This is a genomic window from Rhodococcus sp. NPDC003382 (genome assembly GCF_053589135.1).
In genome coordinates this window covers 1-11,412 of record NZ_JBSFRH010000086.1, presented here as the reverse complement: position 1 = coordinate 11,412, position 11,412 = coordinate 1, and the positions used below count along the sequence as shown (strand labels likewise).

Below are 11,412 nucleotides of genomic sequence, written 5' to 3'. Positions count from 1 at the left end.
GGTAGCCACCGCTACCGAAACCGCGCACGAGGGCGGGCGTCAACCGTTCGGCGGAAGCGAACGAGCGAACTCGACTCCTCTGGTGACCCACGCGCGCAGATCGGCGTCGTCCTCGACGGATGACGCGGTCACGCGCACCCAGCCGGTCATTTCGCGATCCCCCATCCTCGCCGGGTGGACGGAGTCGTGGTCGACGAGTCGTTCGCGCGGTTCGGCTCCGACCCGCACGAGCAGTCCGCCTGCACCGCTGACCGCGAGGGCCAGATTGCCGTCCACCATGAAGGACAGGCCGCCGAACATTCTGCGTTCGGTCACGGCCGGTCCCGGTTCGATGAGGTCCCGGATCCTGTCGGCCAACTCCTCGTCGTATGCCATGGGCGACAGTGTGGACCCGCGCACCGACATCCACGGTCACCGGACCGGGATGTCGACGCCGCGGTCACCCACGCAGAGCGGGTGAGTTCAACAGGTCCGCGTGGTACCGCTCGGTCACGTTCGGATGGGCGCGCAGCCGGGACTTGAGCGCATTTAGGCCGTACACCGAATGCAGGGTGCCGCCGTGTTCGTCGGTGCCGACGCCGCGCGCGTTCGCCGCGAGTTCGGGCGGCAGCGAAACGGTCGGCAGTTCCTTGTCGAGCCCGGGGTTGAGGAAGAACGGCAGCGAGATCCGGTCGGTGCCGGGTTCCGGCGGCAATACCCGGTGGGCGGTGGCCTCGAGGTATCCGCCGGTGGCCAGTTCGAGCAGTTCCCCGATGTTGACGATGAAGCAGCCCGGTTGCGGAGCCACGTCGATCCAGGTGCCGTCGCGGTCGACCTGAAATCCGGTGCTGCCCGGTTCCGGATACAGCAGGGTGAGGACCCCGACGTCCTTGTGGCTGCCGACGCCCTGCCCGGTGACCGACCGGTCGTGACCGGGATACCGGACGATCTTGAGCAGCGGATCGGGATCGGCGAAGGCGTCGTCGAAGAAGTCGGCGGGGGCACCGAGCGACTCCGCCCAGGCGCGCAGCAGGACGATCCCGACGGCCTGCGCCTGGTCGATCCACCGCAGCGCGAGCTCCCGCAGCTCGGGCAGCTGCGCCGGCCACAGGTTCGGACCGTGCAGCACCTCCCACGGCTTCGCGGGATCGATCTCGGTGACGGCCGCGCGTTCGGGCCCGATGTCGATCTGTTCGCGCCAGTCGACGTAGCCCTGGGTGCGTTCCCCACCGATGCGGGTGTAGCCGCGGAACTGCGGCGAATGCGAGTTCTCGATCTCGAGTTTCGCGGCGTCGGGCAACGCGAAGAACGCGCGGGCCGCGGTGATGAGGTCCGCGCCGAGCGCCGGATCGATGCCGTGGCCGGCCAGGTGGAAGAACCCGATCTCGTGGGTCACCGTGCGGAGCCGGGTGAGCAGATCCGCGCGGGCCTCGGCTCCGCGGTCGAGGTCCGCGAGGTCGATCACGGGCAGCGTGGTGGTCGCCGACATGACGTTGAGTCCTTTCCGAAGCCGCACGAGTACGCGACCCCGATTCGAGCAACAGCAGCCGAACTCGGGACATTCCGCGGGTCGGGAGCGGTCACGGCTCCACGGCGTCTCGGCCGCGAGGTGTCGCCACCGCCGCCGCGATCGCGGCCACGGCGATCGTGACGAGCGCCCCGAGAACCAGGGCGGCGGCGTCGGCCCGCGACAGCAGGCCCCCGGCGAGGCCGATCGCGACCGCCGCCAGCGGGATCCCCAGCTGGGTCGCCGACAGCGCGCCGAGCGCGACCGGCTGACCGGTGACGCGCGGCACGAGGTGCACGAGCACCGCGACCGCGCCGAGCGCCAGGCCCAGCCCGATCCGGGACGGATCCTCCGCCAGCGCCCGGACGTCGATGGACGCCCCGATCCACACGTAGAAGACGGGGGCGAAGAACCCTTCGGTGACCGCGAACAGCTGGCCGGCGAGCCGCCGCGGTTCCCCGACCCCGGCGACCGCGAGCCCGAGCGCGAACCCGGCGAGCATCACCGACACGTGCGTCCACACCGCGAGGGCACCGAGACCGAACAGCACCGCCAGGCTCACCCTCAGTTCGACGGCGAGCTTGCGGTCCTTGGACACGTTGTGGACGCGGCGCTGCACGCCGGTGCGGTCCAGCTGCCGGAGCACGAGGAACACCACCGCCGCGCACGCGATCACCGCGAGCGAGCCGAGCCCGGCGCGCAGCGCTGCGGGCGGGTCGATGACGAGCGGCAACGCGACGATGCAGACGGTGTCGGCGACCGCGACCTGCACCAGCAGCGGCAGCAGCTCGCGCCCGCCGATGCCGGACGCATCCACGATCGGCAGGACCAGCGCCGCCGACGACGACGCGAGCAGCACCGCGAACAGCGCCGCGTGCGGCGCGTCGAACAGCCACGCGAGCCCCGCCCCGGCGGGCACTGCGACCGCACCGACGAGCGCGGCCCGCGCGATCCCCCGCCGCAGCGCCGGACGCAGCCGGGCGTCGCGGATCGGCACGTGGGTGCCGGCGAGGAACATCACCAGCGCGAAACCCACCTGCGCGACCGCGTCGAGGGTCGGTTCACTCGCGTCGATCCAGCCCAGGCCGCTGACTCCGACGACGACCCCGGCGAGCAACTCGCCGAGCACGAGCGGCAACCGGACACCGCTGCGGGCCGCGGGCAGCGACCCGACGATCGCGACCACCATGACGAGCGCGAGGCTCGCGAACATCGCCGCTACCGCCCGTTCAGCGCCGGGACGGGAAGTGCTTGATGATCCCTTCCTGGACCACGGTGGCGACGAGTTCGCCGTCCAGATTGAAGTAGCGGCCGGTGGCCAGGCCGCGCGATCCGGCGGCGACCGGGGATTCGGTGGCGTACAGGTGCCACTGGTCGAACCGCGGCGGCCGATGGAACCAGATGGAGTGGTTCGCGGTCGCCGCGAAGATCCGGTCCAGACCCCAGGACAGTCCGTGCGTGGTGAGGATCGAATCGAGGACGGTGGTGTCGGAGCTGTAGCCGAGCGCGGCGACGTGCAGCAGCGGATCGTCCGGCAGCTCCCCGTCGGTGCGCATCCACACCCGGTTGTGGTTGAGCTTCTCGCCCGTGCCCTTGAGGATCCACGCGGGATCGTTCGCGTACCGCATGTCGATGGGTTTGAGGGCGTTCACGAAGCCGGGCAGGTGTTCCTCGTAGCCTTCGAGATGGTCACCGATCGGCGGCAGCGCCTCCGGGTACGGCACGTCGGGGACGGTCACCGCGTGTTCGAGTCCCTTGCCCCACTTCTGGTAGGCCGCGAGCATGACGAACAGTTCCTCGTCGCCCTGATAGGCGGTGACCATGCGATTGGCGAAGTCGCGCCCGTCCCGGTGCCGCGCGACCCGGTATTCGATGGGTTCCTCGACGTTGCCGCCGCGGATGAAGTGGGCGTTGAGCGCGTGGATCGGCCGGTCACCGGTGGTGCGGCCGGCGGCGACGAGCGCCTGTGCCACGAGCTGTCCGCCGAAGGTCCGCAGGCCGGTCTGCGGCGGGTGTGCTCCACGGAAAACGTCCTCCTCGGTCTGCTCGAGATCGAGCAGACCGAGGAGGACGTCGAGGTCCGTCGCCTCGATACCTGTCAACGAGTGTCCTTCTCCCCCAGCCTGTGCACGTGGATCAGGTTCGTCGAGCCGGAACGTCCCGGAGGGGCACCGGCCACGATCACCACGAGGTCGCCACGCTGGTAGCGACCCAACGACAGTAGCGCCGCGTCGACCTGTTCGACCATCTGATCGGTGGTCTGCATCGGTTCGACGGAGAACGTCTCGGTACCCCAGGTCAGCGCGAGCTGATTGCGGATGGCCGGGACCGGGGTGAACGCGAGCAGCGGCAGGTGGGTGTGCAGGCGCGCGAGCCGGCGCACGGTGTCGCCGGACTGGGTGAACGCGACCAGGGCCTTCGCATCGAGGCGCTCGCCGATGTCGCGGGCCGCGTAGGAGATGACCCCGCGCTTGGTGCGGGGCACGTGGGTCAGGGCGGGCACCTCCGTCGAATCGGACTCGACGGCCGCGATGATGCGGGCCATCGTCCGGACCGTCTCGACGGGGAACTTGCCGACCGAGGTTTCGCCGGAGAGCATCACCGCGTCGGCGCCGTCGAGCACCGCGTTGGCGACGTCGGAGGCCTCGGCGCGGGTGGGCCGCGAGTTCTCGATCATCGACTCGAGCATCTGCGTGGCGACGATGACCGGCTTGGCGTTCTCGCGGGCGATCTGGATCGCCCGCTTCTGCACCAGCGGCACCTCTTCGAGCGGCAGTTCGACGCCGAGGTCGCCGCGGGCCACCATCACCGCGTCGAACGCGAGGACGACGGCTTCGAGGTTCTCGATCGCCTCGGGCTTCTCGAGCTTGGCGATGACCGGGACCCGGCGGCCGACACGGTCCATCACCTCGTGCACGAGTTCGATGTCGGCGGGCGAACGCACGAACGACAGGGCGATGAAGTCGACACCGAGCCGCAGCGCGAATTCGAGGTCCTCGATGTCCTTCTCGGACAGGGCGGGCACGGAGATGTTCATCCCCGGCAGCGACACGCCCTTGTTGTTGCTGACCGGTCCGCCTTCGGTGACGCGGCAGACGACGTCGTTGCCCTCGACCGCTTCGACGACGAGCCCGACCTTGCCGTCGTCCACGAGCAGACGGTCGCCGGGGACGGCGTCCTGCGCGAGTTCCTTGTACGTCGTCGAGACCCGGTCGTGGGTGCCGTCGACGTCGTCGACGGTGATCCGCACGACCTCACCGTTGGCCCATTCGGTGCGGCCCTCGAGGAAGCGGCCGAGACGGATCTTCGGTCCCTGCAGGTCGGCGAGGATGCCCACGGCGTGTCCGCTGGCTTCGGCCGCCGCGCGGACCCGGTTGTAGTGGGCCTCGTGCTCCGAGTGTTCTCCGTGGCTGAAGTTGAGTCGGGCCACGTCCATGCCGCCTGCGACGAGTTCCTTGAGAACCTCGGGGTCGGCGGTGGCGGGGCCCATGGTGCAAACGATCTTGGTGCGTCGGGTCACGGGTCGAGCCTAGTCCCCCGACAGCGGGGTGACGACCGCGGTTGGAGGGCGCTGGAACCCAACTCGCGCGTAACTTACGACAACCCGCCGCACGGGACGGGTAGCGCGCTGCTCGTGTGAATTGCGCCACCCCTGGCGGCACTCGATTCGGTGCCTGTGGTTCCGGCCGATGCCCTCAGCCCGTGGTCAGCACTCGCGAATCCGGGGTGACCGGTGCGGGCAACCGGGACCGGCCGGTCAGATAGATGTCGACGCCGCGCGCGGCCGCGCGGCCCTCGGCGATCGCCCACACCACGAGCGAGGCGCCGCGGTGCGCGTCTCCGCACACGAACACTCCCGGTTCGTCGGTCTGCCAGTCGGCGCCGCAGTCGAGGGTGCCGCGTGCGGTGGTCGCGGGGCCGTCGTCGACCAGCCTTCCGGGTCGCACCCCGTCGAATCCGATGGCGAGCAGCGCGAGATCGCACGGGATCTCGAATTCCGGGCCCACCCGGGTGCGGTGTGCGTCGACCTCGGCGACCACCAGTGCCCGCAGCCGGCCGTGGTCGTCGCCGACGAACCGTTGCACGCCGACCTCGAAGCGTCGTTCGCCGCCTTCGGCGTGCGCCGGCGTGGTGCGCAGCACCCACGGGACGAGCGGCCACGGACTGCGGTTCTCGTCGCGGGTGTCGGGGGGCCGGACGCGGTAGTCGAGCTGGGTGATCGACGCGGCGCGGTGGCGGTGCGCGGTGCCGAGGCAGTCGGCGCCGGTGTCGCCGCCACCGATTATCACGACCCGGCGTCCAGCCGCGTGGATCGGGGTGGGGCCGTCGCCTTCGCAGTCGTGGTTGGCCGCGACCAGGTAGTCCATGGCCTGGTGCACGCCGGACAGGTCACGGCCGGGCAGGTCCATGTCGCGGGTGGCGCCCGCGCCGACCGCGAGGACCACCGCGTCGAAGTCGGCGCGCAGGCGGGCGAGGGTGGGGTCGGTGCCGACCTCACAGCCGGTGCGGAACCGGGTGCCTTCGGCGCGCAGTTGCGCGATACGACGGTCGATCAGCGCCTTGTCCATCTTGTAGGCCGGGATGCCGTAGCGGAGCAGCCCGCCGAGCCGGTCGTCGCGTTCGAACACCGTCACGGCGTGTCCGGCGCGGGTGAGCTGCTGCGCGGCGGCCAGCCCCGCCGGACCGGAGCCGACGACCGCGACCGAGCGTCCGGTGCGGTGCCGCGGCGGTTGCGGGGTGACGGTGCCGTCGGCGAAGGCGTGGTCGGCGATGGCCATTTCGATCTTCTCGATGGTGACGGCCGCGGCGGGATCGGACAGCGCCAACACGCAGGCCGATTCGCACGGCGCCGGGCAGATGCGCCCGGTGAACTCGGGGAAGTTGTTGGTCGCGTGCAGGCGGCGGGAGGCCTCGGCCCACAGGTCACGGCGCACCAGATCGTTCCATTCCGGGATGAGGTTGCCGAGCGGGCATCCGGCGCTGCCGGAGTGACAGAACGGGATGCCGCAGTCCATGCAGCGGGTGGCCTGGTCGCGGATGAGGCGGTCGTGTTCGGCGGCTGCGATCGGCACGGCGATCTCCGCCCAGTCGCGGGTGCGCTCCCCGACCGGCCGGTGCGGGGGTTCGATCCTGCGGTACCGCAGGAAGCCGCGCGGGTCAGCCACCGCCGGCTCCTGCGGTGGCGGGTTCGCTGCGCTGCTCGGCGGCCCGCACCCGCGCGTAGTCGACCGGCAGGATCGTGGTGAATCGCGCTGCGGCGCAGGGCCAGTGGACGAGCAGTGCGGCGGCGATCGGGGATCCGGTGCGGTCGCGGTGGGCGGCCAGCAGTTTCCGCAGCGGCTCGAGGTCGCCGGGTTCGACCGCGGTCAGGTGCACCGAGTCCCGGTTGACACGGACCGGGGCGAGGTCGAGCACGTGCGCGAGACCACCGGACATGCCGGCGGCGAGGTTGCGCCCGGTGGCGCCGAGGATCACCACCCTCCCACCGGTCATGTATTCGCACGCGTGGTCGCCGGCGCCCTCGCACACGGCGTCGGCGCCGGAGTTGCGCACCGCGAAGCGTTCGCCGACGCGTCCGCGCAGGAACACCTCCCCGCTCGTCGCGCCGTACAGCAGGGTGTTGCCGGCGATGATCTGCGTGTGCGCCGCGAAGTGGGCGGTCGGGTCGGGTCGCACGACGACACGTCCGCCGGACAGCCCCTTGGCGACGTAGTCGTTGGCGTCGCCGGTGACGGTGATCGTGATGCCGGGCGGGAGGAACGCACCGAGGGACTGGCCGGCGCTGCCGCGCAACTCGACGCGGACGGTGTCGTCGGGCAGGCCGGCCCGCCCGTGGCGGGCGGCGATCTCGGCGCCGAGCCGGGTACCGACGGTGCGGTCGGTGTTGCGCACGCGCGCCTCGATCCGCACCGGGCGGGAGCCGGTGAGGGCATCGGCGGCCGCGGAGATGAGACGGTCGTCGAGGGTCTCGCCGGCCGGGGGCGCGGCGGGCCGGGTGCGGCGGCGCTGCGGCGGCCCGCCGCTCGCGTCGACCGGCGGCACGAACAGCGGCGAGAGGTCCAGTCCGGCGGCGCGCCAGTGCGCGAGGGCGGCGGTGGGTTCGAGCAGATCGACGCGGCCGATCGCGTCGTCGAGGCTGCGCAACCCGAGTTCGGCGAGGCGGCGGCGCACGTCCTCGGCGACGAAACGGAAGAACTGTTCGACGTATTCGGTTCTGCCGGTGAACTTTTCGCGCAGCTCCGGATTCTGGGTGGCGATCCCGACGGGACAGGTGTCGAGGTGGCAGACCCGCATGAGGATGCAGCCGAGCACGACGAGCGGCGCGGTCGCGAAGCCGTATTCCTCGGCACCGAGCAGCGCCGCGACGAGCACGTCGCGGCCGGTGCGCAGCCCGCCGTCGCATTGGACGGTGATGCGGTCGCGCAGGCCACCGAGCACGAGGGTCTGCTGGGTTTCGGCGAGCCCGATCTCCCACGGGGTGCCCGAGTGGGCGAGCGCGGTGAGCAACGCCGCGCCGGTGCCCCCGTCCTGGCCGGAGATCAGCACCACGTCGGCGTGCCCCTTCGCGACACCGGCCGCGACGATGCCGACCCCGACACCGCTGACGAGTTTGACGTGGATGCGGGCCCGCGGGTTGGCGCAGCGCAGGTCGTGGATGAGCTGGGCGAGATCCTCGATCGAATAGATGTCGTGGTGCGGTGGCGGCGAGATCAAGCCGACCCCGGGGGTGCTGTGCCGGGTGCGGGCGATCCACGGATACACCTTTCCTCCGGGAAGTTGCCCTCCCTCACCGGGTTTCGCTCCCTGCGCCATCTTGATCTGCAGGTCGGTGGCGTCGGCCAGGTACTCGGCGGTGACCCCGAATCGTCCGCTGGCGATCTGCTTGACCGCGCTGCGGCGCAGCGGATCCCCGAGCCGGTCCGGGTCCTCCCCGCCCTCCCCGGAGTTCGAACGTCCCCCGATCCGGTTCATCGCGACCGCGAGGGCCGTGTGCGCCTCGGCGGAGATCGAACCGTAACTCATTGCACCGGTGGCGAATCGGGTGAGGATCCGTTCCACGGGTTCGACCTGCTCGACGGGGATCGGCGGATGCACGCCGGTGCGGAAGCCCAGCAGTCCGCGCAGGGCGCCCCCGGCCGCGGCGAGCCGGTCGACCTCGTCGCTGTAGCGGGCGAAGATGTCGGCCCGGCCGCTGCGGGTGGCGTGCTGCAGCAGGAACACCGTCTCGGGTGTGAACAGGTGCGGCTCCCCGTCGCGGCGATAGCGGTAGACACCGCCACTGTCGAGTTCCTGTGTGCCCGAATCGGATTCGCCGTAGGCGGCGGAGTGCCGTGCGCGTGCGTCGTCGGCGAGGTCGCTCAGCGAGGCTCCACCGATCCGCGAGGCCGTGCCGGGCAGGTACACGTCGATCACGTCGCGGCCCAGCCCGACCGCCTCGAAGGTCTGCGCCCCGACGTACGAGCCGAGCACGGAGATACCCATCTTCGACATCACCTCGAGCACCCCCGCGACCAGCGCGTGCCGGTAGTTGGCGGCGGCGGTGTCCGGATCGTCACCGGCAGCGGCGGCGAGCGCCCGGACGGTGTCGAACGCCAGGTACGGGCACACCGCGGAGGCCCCGAAACCGAGCAGGGCGGCGACGTGGTGCACCTCGCGGGCATCGCCGGTTTCGACGAGCAGGCCCACACGGGTCCGGCGACCGGTCCGGATCAGGTGGTGGTGCACCGCGGAAACCGCGAGCAGCGACGGGATCGGAACCGCGTCCGGTCCGGCGCCGCGGTCGGTGACGACGAGCAATCCGAACCCGGAGTCGACGGCGGTGTCCGCGGCCCGGCACAGGGCGGCGAGGCCGGCGGCGAGGGCCTCACCCGACGGTCCGTCGGCGGAGAAGTGGGCCGGCAGCACCCGTGTCGCGAGCGCCGGGTGCGGTCCCTCCGCGGTGAGGGTGCGGACCGTATCGAGGTCGTCGGCGGTGAGCACCGGGCCGGGCAGCAGCAACCGGCGGCACGAATCCGGCGAGCAGGCGAGCAGGTTGTCCTCGGGTCCGACGGCGACGGCGGTGGTGGTGACGATGCGTTCGCGGATCGAATCCAGCGGCGGGTTGGTGACCTGCGCGAACATCTCGGTGACGTAGTCGTAGAGCAGGCGCGGTCGCGGGGACAGCACCGCCGGTGGGGTGTCGTTGCCCATCGATCCCAGGGGTTCGCGGCCGGTGCCGGCCATCGGGGCGAGCAGCACGTCGAGATCCTCGCGGGTGTAGCCGAACAACCGATGCGCCTGCGGGGTCGCGGTGCACGGGCCGGGGCGGGTGTCCGGGCGCGGCAGGTCGGCGAGGGCGACCTGGCCGGCGCGGAGCCAGTGCCGGTAGGGGTGGGTGCGGGCGAGCCCGGCCAGCAGCTCGTCGGAGGGCACGACGCGCCCGGCGCCGGTGTCGACGAGGAACATCCGGCCCGGTTCCAGCCGGCCCTTCTCGACGATCTGGTCGGGCGGCAGGTCCAGCACCCCGGATTCGCTGCCGAAGACGACCCGGTCGTCGAGGCTGCGCCACCAGCGGCCCGGTCTGAGCCCGTTGCGGTCGAGTACCGCGCCGAAGATGCGGCCGTCGGTGAACGGCAGGCACGCCGGTCCGTCCCAGGCCTCGAGCAGCGCGGCGTGGAACTCGTGGAATCCGCGGCGCCGGGCGTCGATCGTGGGATCGTTCTCCCACGCGGGCGGAATCATCATGCTCACCGCGTGCGGCAGCGACCGGCCCGACAGATGCAGCAGCTCGAGCACCTCGTCGAGCATCGCCGAATCCGACCCGCCCGGGCTGCAGATCGGGAACAGCCGGGTGAGGTCGCCCACGACCCGCGGGGTGCGCAGCGCCGGCTCGCGGGCCCGCATCCGATTCCGGTTTCCCCGGATGGTGTTGATCTCGCCGTTGTGCGCGCTGTACCGGAACGGCTGCGCGAGCGTCCACGACGGGAACGTGTTGGTCGAGTAGCGGCTGTGCACCAGGGCGATCGCGCTGGCGCAGCGCGGGTCGCGCAGATCCGGGTAGAACCGGGCCAGTTGCTCGGCGGTGAGCATGCCCTTGTAGACGATCGTGCGCGCGGACAGCGACGGAAAGTACACCGCCGGCGCGTCGGGTCCGGTCCGCTCGGCGCGGCGGCGCAGCGGGTAGACGAGCCGATCGAGATCGAGTCCGCCCGGCCGGACCCCCGCGACGGCCGGTGCGGCGACGAACAACTGGTCGATGTGCGGGCGGCACCCGTCCGCGGTGACGCCGATCCCGGCGCGTTCGGGTTCGACGGGCATCGGACGCCAGCCGAGGACCTCCAGGTGTTCGGCAGCGGCGAGATCCTCGATGCGCCGGCGGGCGCGCGCCCGGTCGTCAGGATCGCGGGGCAGGAAGCACAGACCGGTGGCGTATCGGCCGGGAGGGGGCAGCGGAAAGTCGGTGACCGCGTCGAACAGCGCCGCGGGGACAGCCAGGGTGATGCCGGCGCCGTCTCCGGTGGCCGGTTCACGCCCGCACGCCCCGCGATGAGCGAGGTTCTGCAGCGCGCGGATCGCGTCGACGACGACGTCGTGAGCGGCGCGGCCTTGGATGTCGACGATCGCGGCGACCCCACACGAGTCCGATTCCAGCGCCGGGTCGTACAGGCCGCGGGCGTCGGGAATCGAGGAGTACAGCACTGCTGTCACCTCCACCGGGGCGGACGGTGCGGGGGTGACGCGTCGCGCGTCGGGGCGGCGGCCCCGGAGGGTCGCCACCACGGGCGGTGCAGTGGCGGGGATGGGCCGATCGGCTCCGCCCGGGAATGCCGGGGATCGTGGCCCGCGGGCGTCAGTTTACGCGCGGAGGGCCCGGCTGCGCGAGCATGCGCAGCCGGGCCCCCCCCGGGGAGAACGGGGGGTTTGGGGGTACGCCAAGAGGGGGGGAG

General features: G+C 71.8%; 7 protein-coding genes. All 7 read right to left on the bottom strand.

The window, feature by feature from the left end; all coding sequences use genetic code 11:
- Positions 1-39: 39 nt before the first annotated feature.
- The 7 genes from ACWDUD_RS30215 to gltB all read right to left on the bottom strand — a co-directional run bounded on the left by ACWDUD_RS30215 (position 40) and on the right by gltB (position 11,164).
- Positions 40-375, bottom strand: coding sequence for a TfoX/Sxy family protein (locus tag ACWDUD_RS30215; RefSeq protein ID WP_450111722.1), 336 nt, complete (start codon positions 373-375; stop codon positions 40-42).
- A gap of 64 nt (positions 376-439) precedes the next feature.
- A complete protein-coding gene (locus ACWDUD_RS30210) occupies positions 440-1,468 on the bottom strand; it encodes an isopenicillin N synthase family dioxygenase (protein ID WP_450111721.1) in 1,029 nt (342 codons plus the stop codon).
- A gap of 91 nt (positions 1,469-1,559) precedes the next feature.
- A complete protein-coding gene (locus ACWDUD_RS30205) occupies positions 1,560-2,699 on the bottom strand; it encodes a cation:proton antiporter (RefSeq protein WP_450111720.1) in 1,140 nt (379 codons plus the stop codon).
- 16 nt (positions 2,700-2,715) lie between these two features.
- Positions 2,716-3,588 carry an acyl-CoA thioesterase domain-containing protein gene (locus ACWDUD_RS30200; RefSeq protein WP_450111719.1) on the bottom strand — a complete coding sequence of 291 codons (873 nt, stop codon included), beginning with the start codon at positions 3,586-3,588 and terminating at the stop codon, positions 2,716-2,718.
- Positions 3,585-5,006, bottom strand: a complete 1,422-nt coding sequence (pyk, locus tag ACWDUD_RS30195) for a pyruvate kinase (RefSeq protein WP_450111718.1) — start codon at positions 5,004-5,006, stop codon at positions 3,585-3,587. The genes ACWDUD_RS30200 and pyk overlap by 4 nt, the downstream gene beginning before the upstream one ends.
- Positions 5,007-5,181: 175 nt before the next feature.
- Positions 5,182-6,651, bottom strand: coding sequence for a glutamate synthase subunit beta (locus ACWDUD_RS30190; protein WP_248675996.1), 1,470 nt, complete (start codon positions 6,649-6,651; stop codon positions 5,182-5,184).
- On the bottom strand, positions 6,644-11,164 hold the full coding sequence (gene gltB / locus ACWDUD_RS30185; RefSeq protein WP_450111723.1) for a glutamate synthase large subunit: 4,521 nt from the start codon (positions 11,162-11,164) through the stop codon (positions 6,644-6,646). Before gltB ends, ACWDUD_RS30190 begins: the two co-directional genes overlap by 8 nt.
- Positions 11,165-11,412 lie beyond the last annotated feature (248 nt).